Raw genomic sequence first — 17,108 nt, 5'->3', positions numbered from 1 at the left:
TGGCCACGCGCGGCGGTGATCCCTAGCGTCGGAGACACCTTCCCTACGACGCGAGGAGCGCCCGATGGCCCAGATCAAGGAGAGCCCGGCCACGACGCTCGAGGATGTCCTGGCCAAACTCCTCGAGCGCCGTCAGGAGTTCCGCGACCAGCGGTATGTGTCCCGCGACTTCGTCTCCCGGCTCAAGGAAGCGGGCATCTATCGCTCCGCGACACCCGAACGGTTCGGCGGTGCGCCCCTTCCCCCTGCCGACTTCCTCCGGATCGTGGAGCGGATCTCCGTCGTCGACGGCTCCACCGGCTGGGTGGCCAGCTTCGGTTCCGCGCTGGTCTATCTCGCGGCGTTGCCCGTCGAGACGCAGGCCGAGCTGTACGCCGAAGGGCCGGACGTGTGCTTCGCCGGCGGCCTCTTCCCCGTGCAGCGGGCCGAACCCACCGCGTCCGGCTTCCTGGTCGACGGACGCTGGAAGTTCGCGAGCGGCTGTATGGGCGCGGACGTCCTCGGCGTGGGGATCCCCGGTGACGACACGACCGCCGGAAAGCCGCGCACCGCGCTCCTGCGGCCGGAGCAGGTCGAGATCATCCAGGAGTGGGACGTCGTCGGGATGAAGGGCACCGGTTCCTTCGACCTCGTCGTCGACAAGGTCGAGGTTCCCCGCGAATGGACGTTCATCCGCGGCGGTGAACCCACGATCGACGAACCGTTGTACCGCTACCCCACGCTCGCCTACGCCTCCCAGGTGTTGGCGGTCGTCGGCGCGGGAGTCGCCCGCGCGGCGCTCGACTTCGCGACCGAGGTCGGGAGCGGCCGTTCTGGTGTCACGGGCGCGCCGAAACTCGCCGACCGCGCCTACTACCGGACGGGCCTCGCCGAAGCCGAGGCGACGATGCGCTCGGCGCGCGCGTACTTCTACGAGGTCACCGACGAGGCATGGCAAACGGTGCTGGACGGCGACCCCGTGACGCCGGAGCAGAACGCGCATCTCCGCCTCGCCTCGACGCACCTCGCGAGGACCGCCGCGGAGACCGTCAACCGGGTCATCGCCCTGTCCGGTACCGGCGCCATCGGCAACGACCACCCGCTGCAGTGGCTGCTCGGCGACGCCCTGGTCCCCCAGCAGCACGCCTTCCTGGGTCCGGCCATGTACGACGCCGCGGGTGCCGTGCTGATGGGGCATCCGCCCACCGTTCCCGGCTTCCAGTGACCCCCACCGACCGACGAGGAGTTGGACCCCCACCATGAGCGATACCCCGCTGCGCGTGCTGTTCTGCATCGGTATCAACCAGAACTTCTTCGACCTTCCGGACGGCGGCGTCGCCGCGGGCGACGTCTGGACCGCTTTCGTCGCACTGATGGACGGCATCAAGTGCCTTCCCGGCGTGGACTTCATCGGCGACATCGACGACGACTCGCATATGGTCGGCCCGTCCGACGGCTGGCCGTGGACGTGTTACCTGCTCTGCGACGTCGACACGCAGGAAACCGTCAAGCAGGCGTGCGACTTCCTGCGCTCCACGCCGGTCGGCGACAGCCCGTGGAAGCTGTGGAAGTATGCCAAGATCGAAGCGCGTATCGGCCGCGCCCTCACCCCGCGCGAATACCGGGGCTGATCGCGATGGCCACCGAGAGCACAGCGTTCACCGCAGCGACCGTGTATGACCTGCCGCCCGCGGACCTCGTCCTCGGCGACCGGGTCGCCGGCCGGATGTACACCGACCCGGCCGTCTTCGACCAGGAGATGACGAAGATCTTCGAGCGCTCCTGGATCTGGGTCGCGCACGAATCGGAACTGCCCAAGGCGGGCAGCTTCAAATCGACCCACGTCGGACGGCATCCGGTCATCGTGACCAAGGACCGCAAGGGCGAGATCCGCACGCTCGTGAACCGCTGCCGCCACCGGGGCGCGTCACTCTGCGAGAAGAAAACGGGCCACGCCAACGGGTTCACCTGTCCGTACCACGCCTGGTCCTACGGCCTGGACGGCAAACTGCGCGGCATCCCGTACCCCGACGGGTACGAGGGCGTCATGGACAAGGCCGACCTCGGCCTGAAGACCCTGCGCACCGAGTCCTACGGCGGGATGATCTTCGCGACCTTGAACGCCGACGCCGAACCGCTGGCCGATTTCCTCGGCGACGTCAAACCGTGGATCGACCGCTTCATGGCGCAGGGCGGCGGCTACCCGGTGAAGGTGCTCGGCACCCACCGGTTCACCTACCGCGGCAACTGGAAGATCCAGCTGGAGAACACCACCGACGGGTACCACTTCCCCATCGTGCACCGCTCCTGGATGGCGTCGGTCGACGCCGAAACCGCCGAGATGATGTCGTTCATGACCGACCCGACGGCGGTCACCCACGACCTCGGCAATGGCCACTCGGTGATGCAGATGGTCCCCGAGCACTCCGATCTGGAGGCGGACGACGGTAGCGAGCCGCTCCAACCTCGGTTCGACGGACTGGTCGCCCAACTGGAAGCCGCCGGAGCGGACGAAGCCGAAGTCCGGAGGCTCGTCCGTGCCGTGCACGGCACCGGGTTCAACCTCAACCTGTTCCCCAACGTGTCGATGTCGATCTCGTTCTTCCGGGTGCTGCGGCCGATCAGCGTCGACGAGACCGTCATCGAACACGTCGCGCTCGGCAGTGACGGCCCGCCCGAGATCGCCGGACCGGTCAACCGGGAGCGGTTGCGCGCCCACGAGCATTTCCAGGGCCCGTTCGGTTTCGGCACGCCGGACGACTCCGAAGGCTGGGACCGGGTCCAGCGCGGCGCCCAGGGCGCACCCGAGATGCCGATCATGGTCAACCGCGGTCTCGGCCGCGAAAAGCCCTCTCCCGAGGGCTGGCCGACCAGCCACGTCACCGACGAGACCGGAATGCGGGCGGCGTACGCCCAATGGAAGCGGATGATGAGCGATGACTGAGACCCTCACCGATCCGCGGGTGGTCCGCGCGATCGAGCTGGCCTGGCGTGAGGCCGCGCTGCTGGACGCCAAGGAATACGAAACCTGGCAACGGCTTTACGCCGACGACGGGATGTACATCATCCCGATCGAGCGCGACGCAGAGGACTTCGACGACGTCCTCAACATGGTCCACGACGACGCCCGGATGCGCGGGCTGCGCGTGCGGCGGATGACCGAGGGCTACGCGCTCGCCGCGGTCGACTCGGCGATCACCGTGCGGACCGTCTCGCGCTTCCTCCCCGGCGCCGTCGACGACCGGTCCGTCACGCTCAAGGCCGCCCAGATCATCGTGGCGTACAAGCGCGGCCGCCACGACCTGTGGGCCGCGGACGTCGATTACGTCGTCCGCCTCGGCGCCAGTGGCGACGAGGATCGCTTCGCCCGCAAGGTCGTCCGTCTGGTCAACGCCGACGAAGCCGTTCCCGCCGCGGGATTCCTGCTGTGAGCGGCACCGCGCCGGTCGCCGTGGTCACCGGCGGGGCGACCGGGCTGGGCGAGCAGATCACGCGGCGCCTGCACAGCGGTGGCCATCGGGTGGCGATCGCCGACCTCGACGAAGCGGCCGCAAAACGCCTCGCGACCGAACTGGACCGGAGCGGGACGCACGCCCAGAGCTACCGCGTCGACGTCGCCAGCCGTCCCGACATCGACCAGCTGCTCGCGTCCGTGCTCGGTGACTTCGGCGGAGTCCAGGTGCTGGTCAACAACGCCGCGCGCACCCAAGCGCGGCCGTTGCTGGAGATCACGCCGCAGGAGCTCGACGAGGTGATGGCGGTGAACTTCAACGGCACCTTCCACGCCTGCCAGCTGTTCGGCGCGCACATGGCCGAAGCGGGCTACGGCCGGATCGTCAACATGGCTTCCCTGGCCGGGCAGAACGGCGGCACCACGACCGGCGGGCACTACGCGTCGTCCAAAGGCGCGGTCCTTACGGCGACCAAGGTGTTCGCCCGCGAGCTCGCCGCCAGGGGCGTCACCGTGAACGCGGTCTCCCCCGGCCCGCAGGACAGTCCCATGGTCCACCGGCTCGTCGGCGAGGAGAACCTCGACCGGCTGAAGGCCGGGATCCCGGTGGGGCGGCTGGGCAGCATGACGTTCATCGCCGAAATGGTGGCGTTGCTCGCCTCCCCCGAAGCCGCCTCCGTCACCGGCGCCTGCTGGGACGCGAACGGCGGCCTGTTCATGCGCTGACCAGGAGCTCCCAGATGACGAACGTCCTCTTCCGCGTCGTCGAAATCACCGAAGAGACGCCGGAGATCCGTACCCTGCGGCTGGTCCGGCAGGACGACGAGCCGCTGCGCGTCCGGTACCGGGCGGGGGCGCACGTCGACGTGGTCGGCCCGACGGGGGTGCTGCGACAGTATTCGCTGTGCGGCGCCCCCGACGACCCGCGTTCGATCCTCATCGCCGTCAAACGGGAACCGGACTCGCGCGGGGGATCCGTGGCCATGCACGAGGTTTCGGTCGGTGATCACCTGAAGATCAGTGAACCGCGCAATCTGCTGAAGGTCGCCGAAGACGCGGACCGGCACGTCCTCGTCGCAGGCGGTATCGGCATCACTCCGCTGCTGTCGATGTCTTACGAGCTCTACAGCCGGGGCAGCGCATTCGAGCTGCACTATTTCGCCCGCTCCCGCGAAACCGCGGCGTTCGTGGAACTACTCGAAGACCGCGTCGAGTTCGCCGACCGGATCCGGCCGCATTTCGGCGTCCCCCGCGGCCGGCAGCCCGCCGTCCTGCGGACGATCGCCGAGGGGCTGACGCCGTCGGCCCATGTCTACACCTGTGGCCCGGACGGTTTCATGCGACAGGTCGGTGACGTGCTCGGCCCGGTCGTCGGCGCGGACCACGTGCATGTCGAGCATTTCGAAGCCGCCGAGGTGGACACGTCGGCCGACCGGCCGCTCACCGTCGAACTCGACACCGGAGAGGAATTCGAGGTACCGGCCGGGAAATCGATCCTGGCGGTCCTCGAGGACCACGGCGTCGAAGTGTTCAAGTCCTGCGAGGAAGGCATTTGCGGCTCGTGTGTGTCCGGCGTGCTGGAGGGCACGCCGGACCATCGGGACAACTGCCTGACCGCCGCCGATCGTGAAAGCCAGATGGCGCTTTGCGTCTCGCGCGCGCTCACCGACAGGCTCGTCATCGAGCTGTACTGAGCGCAACTCGTCACCTAATGGCGAATAGCCGGGCGACCGCTCCGCTGGCAGGGTGGATTCGGTCCGCTCCGCCGAGAAAGGGTGATCCCCGGTGACGCGTCCCCTGGTGCTGGATCCGCACGGCCACGACATCCACGCCGAGAACGAGCGCTTGCGCGAGCGTGGCCCGATCACCCGGGTGGAGTTACCGGGCGGTGTGGTGGCCTGGTCGGTCACGGGTCAGGAACTGCTGCGCGACCTGCTCAGTGACCCGCGCGTGTCCAAAGACGCGCGTCAGCACTGGCCGGCGCTGGCCGACGTCAGCGCGGACTGGCCGTTGCTGGTGTGGGTCTCGGTGCGGAACATGTTCACCGCTTACGGCGCCGACCACAAAAGGCTGCGTTCACTCGTGACACAGGCCTTCACGGCACGCCGGATCGCCACGCTGGAACCGTGGATCACCCGGATCGTCGATGGCCTCCTGACCGGTCTCGAAGCCCTGCCCGAAGGCGAACCCGTTGACCTGCGGGAGAATTTCGCCTATCCGGTGCCCATCGAAGTGATCTGCCACCTGTTCGGCGTACCGGACTCCGCGCGCGGCAGACTGCGCCACTCCGTCGACGTCTTCTTCCGGACCTCGGCGAGCCAAGAGGCGATGCTGGCCGCCTACCAAGACATCCACTCGATCTTCACCGACCTCGTCGCCGAGAAGCGGGCGAACCCCGGCGAAGACCTCACCACCGCGCTTATCGCCGCGCGGGACGACGGCGCCCGGCTGGACGAAACCGAACTCATCGACACCCTGATCCTGTTCATTTCGGCGGGCCACGAGACCACCGTGAACCTGCTCGACCAGGCCATCACCGCTCTGCTGACCCATCCCGGCCAGCTCGCCATGATCCGCGGCGGCGAGGTCTCGTGGGCCGACGCCATCGAGGAAACGCTGCGCTGGCAAGCACCCGTGGCCAATCTTCCGCTGCGCTACGCCGTCGAGGACATCACCGTCGCCGATGTCGTCATCCGGCAGGGCGACGCGATTCTGGCCGGCTACGCCGCCGCGGGACGCGACCCGGCGGTGCACGGGGACGACGCCGACGCGTTCGACGTCACCCGCGCCGACAAAGCGCACGTCGCGTTCGGCTACGGCGCGCACTACTGCATCGGCGCTCCGCTGGCCCGGCTGGAGGCCGCCATCGCCCTTCCGGCCTTGTTCGCGCGCTTCCCGGACATGGCCCTCGCGACCTCTCCCGACGCGATGCGGCACCTCGACTCGTTCATCTCCAACGGGCATCGCGTCCTGCCGGTCCTGCTGAACCGGCCGGTGTCGTCGTCGTAACGCCGAGGTCAGCGCCGCCGGAACCGTGCGGCCAGCGCGGCCACCGGCGACCGTCGCTCCCGCACCGGCAACCTGCCGGACGTGATGTCCTCCAGCAGTGTCGCCACGGTCTCCCGCGCACAAGTGCGGTTCGCGCCGATACCACCCGAGGGACCGCGTTTGATCCAGCCGACCACGTAGGCGCCGCTGAGTCCGTCGACACGGCCGGCGGTGTTCGGGATCGTGCCGCGGTCGTCGTCGAACGGGAGACCCGGCACCGGAACACCCCGGTAGCCGACCGCGCGCACGACCTGACCCGCCGCGATTTCGACCGGTTCGTCCTGGCCCGTGACGCGAAGGCCCCGCACCTGGGTGTCGCCGATGATCCCGGTGGGCGCGGAGTGGAAGCGCAAGACGATCCGGCGTCCGTCCGAGCCCGGCGGAGCCGTCCAGTCGACGGTCTCACGGCCGAGTTCGCGCAGCAGCGCCGCTTTGCCGGTGCCCGCGTCGATCGCGGCCGTGGTGCGCGGGTCCGCGGCGTCGACGACGAGCGGCACATCGGCGCGCCCCGCCAGCGCGAGCAGCTCCGGCGAGGTGTAGGCGGCGTCCTCCGGCCCGCGCCGGGCGAGCAGCACGACTTCTCGGATCTTGCTGCTGCGCAACCGTTCCAGCGCGTGCGGGGCGATCGTGGTCCCGGCGAGGTCGTCGGGGTCCGCGGTCAAAATCCGGGCGACGTCGAGCGCGACGTTCCCGGTGCCGACCAGCACGACTCGTTCCGCGGACAGGTCCACCGCGGTCGCGGGCACGTCCGGATGACCGTTGTACCAGGCGACGACGGTGGTCGCGGCGATGCTGCCGGGCAGTTCTTCGCCCTCGAGGCCGAGACCGCGGGCGGACGAGGCCCCGACCGCGTAAACGACCGCGTCGTGGCGCTCGGCGAGCTCGTCCACGGACACGTCACGGCCGACCTCGGTGCCCAGGCGCATCCGCAGCCGCGGATGCTCGTGGAGACGCGAGAACGTCTCGCCGATCCGCTTCGTGGCGGGATGGTCCGGGGCGACGCCGTAGCGGACGAGCCCGCCCGCGACCGGTAGCCGGTCGATCAGGGTGACTCGCGCGTTCGTGTGGAGGAGCAGGTCCTCCACCGCGTACATCCCGGCCGGGCCGGTGCCGACGACGGCGATGTCGGGCGGCGCGAAATCGCTCGGGATGGCCCGGTCGAACGTCGGCGGGGCCCACCGGTGGAAGTTCGGCGCCGGATCCACCGAAGAGACGGTCTCCCGGTCGGCGTAGAAGTCCGCGTTGATGCCCGCGTAGACCTTGAGCGATCCGGTCAGCAGATCCGCGGGGAAGATCGCGTCCACCGGGCAGGCGTCCGCGCAGGCTCCGCAGTCGATGCAGGAGGCCGGATCGACGTAGAGCATCTCGGTGGTGCCGAAGTCGGGCTCGTCCGGCGTCGGGTGGATGCAGTTGACCGGGCAGACCGACACGCAGGTGGCGTCGTTGCAGCAGGTCTGGGTGATCGCGAAGGCCATGTCAGATCAGGTTCGCCCGCTTGTAGAACACCAGCGCGGGGCGGGTGAGCAGACCGCACGAGCCGAGGAACTCCATCAGGCCCGCACAGCTCGACCGCATCATCGCCTTGTGGTGCTCGTTGGCCTTCGCCTCACGCAAGGCGCGCTTGGTGTCGAGCCCGGCGTTCTTGTAGACGTCGCGGTTGATCATGCTGCTGACGATGAAGTACGACGCGATCGCGATGACCAGCGCGTTGATCCGGCGGCGCACGAAACCCGCGCCCTCCAGCTGCTCCCGCGTCTCCTCACGGGCGAACTTCATGTGCCGGGACTCTTCGACGACGTGGATGTTGTTGATGGTGCGCACGAACGGGACCACCCGCTCGTCACGCATCCAGTCACGCTGCATCACGTCGAGGACCTCTTCGGCGACGAGAATGGCCGCGTACGCCGCTTCGCCGCTGGCCGTCGCCTTGAAGACCCGGCCGAGTTCGACGGCGAGCTTGCGCGGACGGTACGGGGGTGCGCCGAGTTTCTCCGCGCCGCGGGCGAACATGATCGAGTGGCGGCATTCGTCGGCGATCTCGGTGAGCGCCCACTGGAAGGCCGGGTCGGTCGGGTCCTTGGCGTAGAAGTCGCGGAGCACCATCTGCTGCAGGATCATCTCGAACCAGATACCGGTGCTCGCGACCGAAGCGGCTTCCTGGCGCGTGAGTTCCTTCTGCTGCTCCGTGCTCATCTCGGCCCAGTAGCTCGTGCCGTAGAGCGTGCTCCACTCCGGGCTGGCGCCGTGGAAGTTCTTGTCCAGCGGCGTCTCCCAGTCCACCTCGGTGGCGGGATCGTAGGACAGCATCGCGGACGAATCGAGGAGACGCTGCGCGGTCTCGTGGCGGCCGGCCCCGGCCGTTGCCGCGGTGCGTGGCACATCGGTGCTGGTCATACGGACCTCCCTGACGACGTCGACAGAGTGCGCGGCTACCTGTTACCGCGATTCACTGTTACTCAAGGTAACATATAGGAGCAGTCCACGAAAGAAGGGGAACCGCCCATGACCGCGCCCCGCCGCATCGCCACCTTCGACCATGACGGACTCATCTTCGACGTCCAGGACACCGGCCCGCTCGACGGCACCGTCGTCGTCCTGCTGCACGGTTTCCCGCAGACCGGCGCCTCTTGGACAGAGACCGCCACCCTGCTCCACCAGCGGGGATACCGCACGATCGTGCCCGACCAGCGCGGCTACTCACCTCGCGCGCGCCCACGAGGCCGCTACGCCTACCGGTCCGGCCGCCTCGTGGCCGACACCGTCGCCCTCATCGAGACCCTCGGCGCCGGGCCGGTCCATCTCGTCGGGCATGACTGGGGTGCCATCGCCGCCTGGTCGACGGCGGCACGACGGCCGGACCTGGTCAGGTCGCTGACCACCGTGTCGGTCCCGCATCCCGGAGCGTTCCTCCGCGCGATGCTGACCAGCGACCAGCTCGTCCGGTCGTACTACATGTTCCTGTTCCAGCTCCCCTGGCTGCCGGAATTCGCCCTCCGGCGCCTGCCACGCGTACTGGACCGCACGCTGACCGGCACCGGGATGACCCCCGACCAGATCGAGCAGGTCCGCCGGGACATCGTCCGCGGTGGAGCCCTCACCGGGGGACTGAACTGGTACCGCGCGATGCCGTTCCTGCACCCGGCCGCCCTCCGCACCCGGGTCACCGTGCCGACCACGCACGTCTGGAGCGACGGCGACACGGCCCTGTCCCGGCGAAGTGCCGAACTCGCCGGCCAGTACGTCGACGCCGCCTACCGGCTCGAAGTCCTGACCGGCGTCAGCCATTGGGTCCCCGAAGAAGCCGCGGCGACGCTGGCCGCCATCATCGACCGCACCGCCAGGGAGGCGGCCTAGGCGCTGTCCGGCAAGTCATGTCCGCGGTCTCCGCGCCCAGGCGACCCCTGACGGCACGGGCGGACGGCGCCGACCCATCGAACAGACTTACCGGACACCGCCTAGTCGACCGGCGTGACCTCGGCCATCTCCGACCAGGCGTCGCCGTCGAGGTTCTGGTAGTTGATCCGCGGTTTCTCCGCGACGACGGTCGACATGAACGGGAAGAACTCCTGGGCGTGCTGCGTGGCGACGTGCGCGTCGCCCGCGGCGCTGTCGGCGAAGACCTCGACCAGGACGAACTCGTTCTCGTCACCGGCGTTCTGGTAGTATTCTCGTCACCGGCGTTCTGGTAGTAGTCGAACGAGACGTTCCCGGGTTCGCTGCGCACCTGCTGGGTGTAGCGCTCGATACCGGCCAGCCACTCGGTGCGCTTCTCGGGACGGATCCGTGCTTTGAGGACGATCAAGATCATGCCCCGAGTATCGCAAAGCGGGCCTTCGCGCGCTCCGCTCCGAGGCCGATGAAAGACTGTCCCCGTGATCACGCGGCTCCAGTCCTGTTGGTCCGCGATCCGGTACCTGGCGGTCGGCGCGGCCTCCTCCATGGTCGCCTGGTTCGTCCTCGTCGGCATGCTGTTCGTGCTGCTGATGTGCCCGTTCGGCGTCGGGATCCCGGCGTTGCCGATCGCGCTCCAGCTGATTCGCCGCCCGGTCAACTTCGAACGCCGCCGGGCAGCCCGCCTGCTGGGTGAGCCGATCGCCGAGCCGTACCGGTCCGGCAACCCCGTGACGGACCCGGCGTCGCGCCGCGACCTGGGCTGGCTCCTCTTCCACGGTGCCACCGGTTTCGTCGTCGGCATCTTCGCCATCGCGCTGCCGCTCGGCGGGCTCCGGCAGATCGTCACGGCGTTCATCTGGCCGACGGTGCCCGGCGGAGTGGAAAGCTCGCTCGGGTTCATGGTCACGTCGTGGCCGCTGGCGGCGCTCAGCGCGGTCACCGGCGCCGGCATGATCGCGCTGATCTTCCTGTTCCCCCGCGTGGCCAGATGGCAGGCGTCCATCGCGCGCAGGCTGCTCGCGCCCGCTCCCGGGGTCGTGCTGACCGACCGCGTCGTCGAACTGGCCGCGTCGCGCGCCGCCGCGCTGGAGGCGCACGGTGCCGAGCTCCGTCGTCTCGAACGGGACCTGCACGACGGCACACAGGCGAGGATCGCCGCCGTGGTCCTGCAATTGGGGATCGCCGATTCGCTTTTCGACAAGGATCCGCAGCGAGCGAGGGAACTGCTCGGCAAGGCGCAGGACACCGCGACCGGCGCGCTGGCCGAACTCCGGACCGTCGTGCGCAGCATCTATCCGCCGCTGCTGACCGACCGCGGTCTCGACGGCGCGGTCACCGCGCTGGCCGATCGCTGCCCGGTTCCGTGCACCGTGGACGTTCGCACCCGCAGCCGCCGTCCCGCCGCCGTCGAAGCGGCCGCCTACTTCGTGGTCGCCGAGATGCTGGCCAACATCACCAAACATTCCGGTGCCGAACAGGCGTGGATCACGCTCGACGGCACCGCCGACACCCTGCTCATCGAGATCCGCGACGACGGCCACGGCGGCGCCGACGAATCCGCGGGCAGCGGCCTGTCCGGGATCCGCAAACGGGCCGAGGCGTTCGACGGGATCTTGAAACTGTCCAGCCCCGCCGGTGGGCCGACCGTACTGAAAGTGGAGTTGCCATGCGGGTCGTGATCGTCGAGGACGACGCGCTGCTGCGCGAAGGCCTGGTCATGCTGCTGAACACCTCGGGCATCGACGTCACCGCGGCCGTGGACGACGTCGACGAGTTCCTCGAACTGGTCACCAAGGACCGGCCCGACGCGGTCATCACCGATGTCCGGCTGCCGCCGACCCACACCGACGAAGGTCTCCGCGCCGCCGTCAAAGCGCGGAAGATGTACCCCGGGCTGCCCGTGCTCGTGCTGTCCGCGCACGTCGAAACCGGCTACGCGGCGGAACTCCTCGCCGACGGCAAGGGCGCCGTCGGGTATCTGCTCAAGGAACGGGTCGGGAAGGTCGAGAAGTTCCTCGACGCGCTGGACCGGGTCGTCAAGGGCGGGACGGCCATGGACCCCGAGGTCATCACCCAGCTGATGGCGCACCGCCGGGCGACCGACCCGCTCGAAGGGCTGACCGCGCGGGAACGGGAGGTCCTCGGGCTGATGGCGGAGGGCTACAACAACACGACCATCGCCGAACTGCTGGTGGTGAGCGACGGCGCGGTGCACAAGCACATCCGGAACATCTTCGCGAAACTCGGGTTGCCGGAGGACAGCGGGCACCGGCGGGTCTTGGCGGTACTGGCTTACTTGGGCGGCAAGGGCTGAGGTCCTCGGACGGCTGGCTCGACCGCTGACGCTTCTGGCCCGCGCGAGTACGTGAAGGCCCCCTTCATTGCGCCAGGCGCAGTGAAGGGGGCCTTCACGTACTCGGACAAGCCACTCACGAGGCGGCGAGCTCTTCCGCCAGCCCGACGATGATGCCCTCCGGACCGCGGACGTAGCAGAGCCGATAGATGTCCTCGTACCGCGCCAGCTCACCCACGAGTTCCGCGCCGTGGGCACGCAGGCGGTCGACGACGTCCTCGATGTCGTCGACCGCGAACATGACGCGGCGGATGCCCAGCGTGTTCGCCGGAGCGTCCTCCGGTTCGGGCGTGATGGCCTTCGGCCGGTGGAACTTCGCCAGCTCGATCCGTCCGGGACCGTTCGGGATCCGCAGCATGGCGATGTCCTGGCGGACGTCTTCGAGCCCGATGACCCGTTCCGCCCCCGGCCAGTCGAGCGGTCCCTTGCCCTCCAGTTCCATCCCGATTTCGACGAAGAACGCGATGACCGCGTCAAGGTCTTCGACGACGATGAGGACGTTGTCCATCCGCTGGATCGCCACGCTGAGGCTCCTCCTTCGTTCGGCGGGGTAGCGCCAGCACCACCTCGCGACGGGGGCCACTCCCCTGGTCGCCCGCCCTGCCGAACCATAGCGTCTTCCTCATGAACGACACCGAAAAGCGCGGCGGCGCACTGATCACCACCTCCCTCTGGCTCGTCCTCTTCGGCAGCGCGGCCACCAACTCGATCGGCCAGTTCGCGGGACTGGACTGGACCCTCCGCATGATCGCCGGCGCCGTCGCGGTCGTGTGCATCGTGCTTTTGATCATGCGCCATCTCGCGCGGCGCAAAGCCTGAGCCATTCGACGGCCTGTGCCGCGGCGAACCCGATGAACGCGTCCCGCTCCGGCACGCGTGACCGCGCGTCGACGGCGTCGGTGAAAACCCCCACCGCATACCGGCCGCCATCGGGATATTCGACCACGCCGGCCTCGTTGCGCACCGACGGAAGTGTCCCGGTCTTGCCGCTGACACGAATCCCGTCGTCCGGGAACCCGGACCGGAGCCGGTGCGGCCATACCTGGAGCTCCAGCCAGCGCCGGACGTCCGCGCACGCGGTCGGCGACGCGGCCTCGTCGCGCCAGATCATCCCGAGCAGCCGGGTGATCTCTTCGGCGGTCGTGGCACAACTGTGTTCCGGCTGGAGCGCACGCAACGAGGCGATCCGCTCCATCGGGAGTTCGGTCAGCAGTCTTTCGTCGTCCTCGTAGGAGATCCCGAGGTCCTCGCCGATGCCGCCGAGCGTCTCGCCGCAGTCCTGTGGCACAGTGGTGTGCTCGAATCCGAGGCCGCGCAAGGTTTTCTCCGTCGATTCCTTCCCGACGCGGTCGAGGATCAGGTCGGTGGCGACGTTGTCGCTGATCCCGATCATCAGGATCGCGAGGTCGTACCAGGACATCGAGATCTCGTGACGGAAGGTGGCGAGGCCGTACGGGCTCGGCGTGGGATGTCCGGGTGGGACGGTGATCCGCTCGCCGAGGTCGAGCCCGCCCTCGGCGCCCTGCTTCGCCAGTTCCAGCGCGATCGGGACCTTGAAGACCGACGCGGTGACGACGGGGGCGTGCTCGTCGACCCCGAACCGCCGGGTGCCATCGATTTCGGCCGCGTGCAGCCGGACCCGGACGCCTGCTTCTTTCGCTCGTTCGTTGATCGTTTCGCTGACTTCGGACGCGGTGGGCATGGGACTCCTGTCTGGTCAAGGGGAAGTGGGCTGAGGACGCGTGGCGCGAAAGTGGCTTTCGCGCCACGCGTTGAATGACCGGAGCCAGTCAAGATCCGGTGCTGGTTTCCGCCGGAGCGAACGAAAACTGCGCCGGGTTCTGCGGCACCCAGAACGCCATCACGGCGGTGAGGAAGGTGGTGCCGATGAGGAAACCGAACGCGGCGGTGTAGGAGAAAGTGTCGGCGAGCCAGCCCATCGCCACCGGGGCGACGGCGCCCGCCACCTGACCGCCGAAGTTCATCACCCCCATGCCGATCCCGGTGACCGCCGTGGGCAGTACGCGCAGCGGCAGGCCGAAAACGGCCATCGTCGCCATGCCGAAGACAGCGAGGGCGAGCGTCTCGTAGACGGTGAACTCCGTAGTGCTGTCCGCGTTCACCATCAACGTCAGCAGCACCACGGTCACCAGCGAGATCGAGCCGAGGTACCAGCGGCCGTGATCGTGGAAGTACCGGTCGAACAGCCAGCCGCCGAGGATGGTCGTGCCGATGCTGACCAGCATCGGGATCGCGGCCAGTACCCCGGTTTGGCTCAACGACAACCCCCTCGACTCCAGCAAATAGCTGGGCACCCAGGTGATCATCCCGTAGTTGAGCATGTTGGTGACACAGAACAGCAGGGTGAACTTCCAGATCACCGGGGACTTCAGCACTTGTTTCCGGGAAACCTCGGGGGTTTTCACCACGTCGCGCGGAAGGCTGCTCAGCCTTTCGGGCAGTGCCTTGGGCAGGATCGTCCACACCGCGACGCCGATGAGCGCGCCGACCCCCGCCATCCAGAAGAACGTGTGCCGCCAGCCGACCGCCATCAGCAGCGGGCCGACGATCAGCGGCGCCAGGCCGGCGCCGATACCGCCCGCGGACAGCATCACGCCGGTCACCGTCGCGCGATTACCGGGGGTGGTCCGTTCGGCGATCGCCTTGAACGACGCCGCCGGGAAAAGTCCTTGGCACACACCGAAAAGGCCACGGACGACGAGCAGCATGCCGAAGGTGCCCGCCATCCCGGTCATCGCGGTGAACGCCGACCAGAGCAGCAGCGTGACCAGCATCGGCCCCCGCGAGCCGTACCGGTCGGCGAGGAAGCCCGCCGGGATCTGGCAGACCATGTACACCAGCGCGAACACGGTGACGAGCCAGCCCTGTTCGGTCTTGCTGAGCTCGAACTCGGCGCCGATCATCGGCAGCGCCATCCCGATCGAGAACCGATCGATGTAGTCGACCGCCCACGCCAACACCATCACCACCATGGTGATGAGCGCGGTCCGGTTGATCCGCCGTGCTGTCCAGGTGTCCTCATTGACCACTGCCGTCATGGCGCCTCCGCGGGATCTTCGGAAGAGAAAGGGAGAACGGCGCGAGCGTGGCGCCGATCACTCATTCTGAAACGCGGTCGCCGAGCGGAGTTCGTGCGATCACACGAACATCGGCCGTCGTTTCGGGCCGGGAGACCGAAGGTCAGTCTTCGGCGCCCGGCGGCCCGGTCCGCGCGTCACGGGGCAGCAGCCGCAATTGCAGCATCGCGGCGAACCGCTCGCCCGCGTCGTCGAGATCGATCTCGCCGACTTCGGCCAGGCGCCGCAGCCGGTAGCGGAAGGTGTTCGGATGGACGTAGGCCGACGCGGACGCGGCTCCGATGTCGCCGAACGCGTCCAGCCAGCACCGGAGGGTGTGCACCAGTTGCGACTGGTGCTGGGCGTCGTAGGCGAGCAACCGCGCGACCGGTCCCGTCGCGACGTCTCCTCTGGCCGCGGCGAGGTCGGCCAGCTCCAGCATGAGCGCGTCGACATGGACGTCTTCGGCGGTCGCGACGCGTTTCGCGCCGCCGTTGGTGAGCAGCACGCGCAACGCCCGGTCCGCGCCGTCGCGGGAGGCGTGGAGACCGGACGCGTCCAGCGCGAGCGGTCCGATGCCGATCGCGGCGGCCGCCCGGCGTCCCGTCCGCTCCAGGAAGGTCGACGCGACCCGTACCGAGCGCTCCTGGCAGTCGGCCTGACCGCCGGGCATCGGGAGGATGCCGTAGGCGACGTCGCCGACCAGCGCGACGGCCGAACGAGGCTGGACGGCGCTCAGGTGCATGGCCAGCGCGTCGGCGACCCGCTGGCGGTCCGCGACCAGCCGGAGATCGTCCTCGGGGTCGGGCGCGCCGAGCAGTCCCATGGCGAGCACGATCGAAGGCTGGCCGAGCAACCCGAGCCGGGCGATGGCCTCCGGTGCGCCGGAGCCTCCTTCGAGTGCCGTGCTCACCAGATCCGCGCGCAGCCGCCGTTCGACGTCGGCACCGGCGCGCAGCCGGAGCAGGTGCAACGCGACGAGCTTCGCGGCGTCGATCAGCGCCTGGGTCCGCTCGTCACTGAGCGGTTCCCGCACCGCAGCCCAGATCGATCCGAGCACCTCGTCGCCGGCGCGGACGGCGAGCGCCACCCGGGGCAGCGCGATGGCACTGTCGTCGTACCGCTGCGGATCGACGTACACGGGCGCATGGTCTCGGTACAGCTTCTCGAAGACGCCGTCCCTTTCGAGGCCGCGGGCGAACCGCTCCGGCACCTGCCGGCCGAGGATCGTTTCCACCCGGGACGGGTCCGCTTCGTCCTGGCGCCCGGAGAACGCGAGGATCCGGTTGTTGCGATCCTCGATGGTCACCGGCGCGTCGATGAGCGCGGCGATCGCGTTGGCCAGTGCGAAGAGATCACCCGAAGGCATTCCACCGAGGGTCTGTGGCGAGACCTCGCCGACGTCCTCTTCGGCGAGCAACGTCCTGAGCATGGCGGCGAGCTGCGCCCAGGACGCGCCGCGCGCGAGCCCCAGCAGGGCCACCCCGGACGACTCCGCGGCACGCCGGAGTTCCGGCGCCGGGGTGACGGGAGAGCGGACGACGAGCGCCGCCGCGCCCCTCGCACCCACGTCGTGCAGAAGGCGGACGACTTCGTCCTGCTCCCGCACCCCGACGCCGAGCACGACGGCTCCGCCAGGGATGTCGGATTCGTCGTGCGGATCGTGGATGACCACCCCGCCGAGCTGCTTGCGGGTGGTCCGGCCGACCGCGACCGGTTCCAGGAGCACGTCCCCGAGGTCTTCGAGGACGCGCCCCAAACTCGTATGCGGCTTGCTGGGCACCGGTGTCAGCACCCCCCGAAGTTA

At 68.9% G+C, this 17,108-nt stretch carries 18 protein-coding genes and 1 pseudogene; 11 read left to right on the top strand and 8 right to left on the bottom strand.

Annotation, left to right across the window (positions count from 1 at the left end):
• Positions 1-64 precede the first annotated feature (64 nt).
• The 7 genes from BLW75_RS02690 to BLW75_RS02660 all read left to right on the top strand — a co-directional run bounded on the left by BLW75_RS02690 (position 65) and on the right by BLW75_RS02660 (position 6,439).
• On the top strand, positions 65-1,204 hold the full coding sequence (locus BLW75_RS02690) for an acyl-CoA dehydrogenase family protein (protein ID WP_034318844.1): 1,140 nt from the start codon (positions 65-67) through the stop codon (positions 1,202-1,204).
• Positions 1,205-1,238: 34 nt separating this feature from the next.
• A complete protein-coding gene (locus BLW75_RS02685; protein WP_034318847.1) occupies positions 1,239-1,610 on the top strand; it encodes a hypothetical protein in 372 nt (123 codons plus the stop codon).
• A 5-nt stretch (positions 1,611-1,615) separates the two neighbouring features.
• Positions 1,616-2,923: an aromatic ring-hydroxylating oxygenase subunit alpha gene (locus BLW75_RS02680; RefSeq protein WP_091596634.1), complete on the top strand. Its 1,308-nt coding sequence runs from the start codon at positions 1,616-1,618 to the stop codon at positions 2,921-2,923.
• Entirely contained in the window at positions 2,916-3,410 is a 495-nt protein-coding gene (locus BLW75_RS02675; protein ID WP_034318850.1) for an aromatic-ring-hydroxylating dioxygenase subunit beta, read from the top strand. The genes BLW75_RS02680 and BLW75_RS02675 overlap by 8 nt, the downstream gene beginning before the upstream one ends.
• Positions 3,407-4,156 carry an SDR family NAD(P)-dependent oxidoreductase gene (locus BLW75_RS02670; RefSeq protein WP_034318853.1) on the top strand — a complete coding sequence of 250 codons (750 nt, stop codon included), beginning with the start codon at positions 3,407-3,409 and terminating at the stop codon, positions 4,154-4,156. The genes BLW75_RS02675 and BLW75_RS02670 overlap by 4 nt, the downstream gene beginning before the upstream one ends.
• A 14-nt stretch (positions 4,157-4,170) precedes the next feature.
• Positions 4,171-5,124 (top strand): PDR/VanB family oxidoreductase, encoded by a 954-nt coding sequence (locus tag BLW75_RS02665; RefSeq protein ID WP_034318856.1) that lies wholly within the window; start codon positions 4,171-4,173, stop codon positions 5,122-5,124.
• 91 nt (positions 5,125-5,215) lie between these two features.
• Entirely contained in the window at positions 5,216-6,439 is a 1,224-nt protein-coding gene (locus BLW75_RS02660) for a cytochrome P450 family protein (RefSeq protein ID WP_034318859.1), read from the top strand.
• Positions 6,440-6,447: 8 nt separating this feature from the next.
• On the opposite strand, the gene BLW75_RS02655 is transcribed toward BLW75_RS02660, so the two are convergent.
• Both BLW75_RS02655 and BLW75_RS02650 read right to left on the bottom strand, forming a co-directional pair.
• The gene (locus BLW75_RS02655) at positions 6,448-7,953 is read right to left on the bottom strand and encodes an FAD-dependent oxidoreductase (protein ID WP_034318863.1); all 1,506 of its coding nucleotides are present in this window, start codon (positions 7,951-7,953) and stop codon (positions 6,448-6,450) included.
• Position 7,954: 1 nt separating this feature from the next.
• Complete coding sequence (locus tag BLW75_RS02650; protein WP_034318866.1) at positions 7,955-8,872, bottom strand: AurF N-oxygenase family protein; 918 nt, start codon at positions 8,870-8,872, stop codon at positions 7,955-7,957.
• A 108-nt stretch (positions 8,873-8,980) separates the two neighbouring features.
• Here BLW75_RS02650 and BLW75_RS02645 point away from each other — a divergent pair, with 108 nt between their 5' ends.
• A complete protein-coding gene (locus BLW75_RS02645; protein WP_091596631.1) occupies positions 8,981-9,832 on the top strand; it encodes an alpha/beta fold hydrolase in 852 nt (283 codons plus the stop codon).
• Between the two features lie 101 nt (positions 9,833-9,933).
• Here BLW75_RS02645 and BLW75_RS43365 read toward each other — a convergent pair whose 3' ends face one another.
• Positions 9,934-10,107 (bottom strand): putative quinol monooxygenase, encoded by a 174-nt coding sequence (locus BLW75_RS43365; protein WP_244175774.1) that lies wholly within the window; start codon positions 10,105-10,107, stop codon positions 9,934-9,936.
• 119 nt (positions 10,108-10,226) lie between these two features.
• Positions 10,227-10,286: pseudogene (locus tag BLW75_RS44065) on the bottom strand (putative quinol monooxygenase); the annotation flags it as partial.
• A 64-nt stretch (positions 10,287-10,350) separates the two neighbouring features.
• Between BLW75_RS44065 and BLW75_RS02635 the strand changes: the two are divergent.
• Both BLW75_RS02635 and BLW75_RS02630 read left to right on the top strand, forming a co-directional pair.
• Complete coding sequence (locus BLW75_RS02635) at positions 10,351-11,550, top strand: sensor histidine kinase (protein ID WP_034318869.1); 1,200 nt, start codon at positions 10,351-10,353, stop codon at positions 11,548-11,550.
• The gene (locus BLW75_RS02630) at positions 11,538-12,185 is read left to right on the top strand and encodes a response regulator transcription factor (protein WP_034318872.1); all 648 of its coding nucleotides are present in this window, start codon (positions 11,538-11,540) and stop codon (positions 12,183-12,185) included. Before BLW75_RS02635 ends, BLW75_RS02630 begins: the two co-directional genes overlap by 13 nt.
• 115 nt (positions 12,186-12,300) lie before the next feature.
• Here BLW75_RS02630 and BLW75_RS02625 read toward each other — a convergent pair whose 3' ends face one another.
• Positions 12,301-12,747 (bottom strand): VOC family protein, encoded by a 447-nt coding sequence (locus tag BLW75_RS02625; RefSeq protein ID WP_034318874.1) that lies wholly within the window; start codon positions 12,745-12,747, stop codon positions 12,301-12,303.
• A gap of 101 nt (positions 12,748-12,848) precedes the next feature.
• On the opposite strand from BLW75_RS02625, the gene BLW75_RS02620 reads away from it, so the two are divergent.
• Complete coding sequence (locus BLW75_RS02620; RefSeq protein ID WP_034318876.1) at positions 12,849-13,043, top strand: hypothetical protein; 195 nt, start codon at positions 12,849-12,851, stop codon at positions 13,041-13,043.
• Here BLW75_RS02620 and BLW75_RS02615 read toward each other — a convergent pair.
• The 3 genes from BLW75_RS02615 to BLW75_RS02605 all read right to left on the bottom strand — a co-directional run bounded on the left by BLW75_RS02615 (position 13,012) and on the right by BLW75_RS02605 (position 17,096).
• Positions 13,012-13,926, bottom strand: a complete 915-nt coding sequence (locus BLW75_RS02615; RefSeq protein WP_034318879.1) for a serine hydrolase — start codon at positions 13,924-13,926, stop codon at positions 13,012-13,014. The genes BLW75_RS02620 and BLW75_RS02615 overlap by 32 nt on opposite strands.
• Before the next feature lie 88 nt (positions 13,927-14,014).
• Positions 14,015-15,283, bottom strand: coding sequence for an MFS transporter (locus BLW75_RS02610; protein ID WP_034318882.1), 1,269 nt, complete (start codon positions 15,281-15,283; stop codon positions 14,015-14,017).
• 142 nt (positions 15,284-15,425) lie between these two features.
• A complete protein-coding gene (locus tag BLW75_RS02605) occupies positions 15,426-17,096 on the bottom strand; it encodes a PucR family transcriptional regulator (protein WP_034318885.1) in 1,671 nt (556 codons plus the stop codon).
• Between the last annotated feature and the right edge of the window lie 12 nt (positions 17,097-17,108).

Source organism: Amycolatopsis lurida, from assembly GCF_900105055.1.
In the GTDB taxonomy this organism is placed as follows: domain Bacteria; phylum Actinomycetota; class Actinomycetes; order Mycobacteriales; family Pseudonocardiaceae; genus Amycolatopsis; species Amycolatopsis lurida.
Note: the sequence above shows the minus strand (reverse complement) of the source record. Positions and strands in the feature narration are given on the sequence as shown.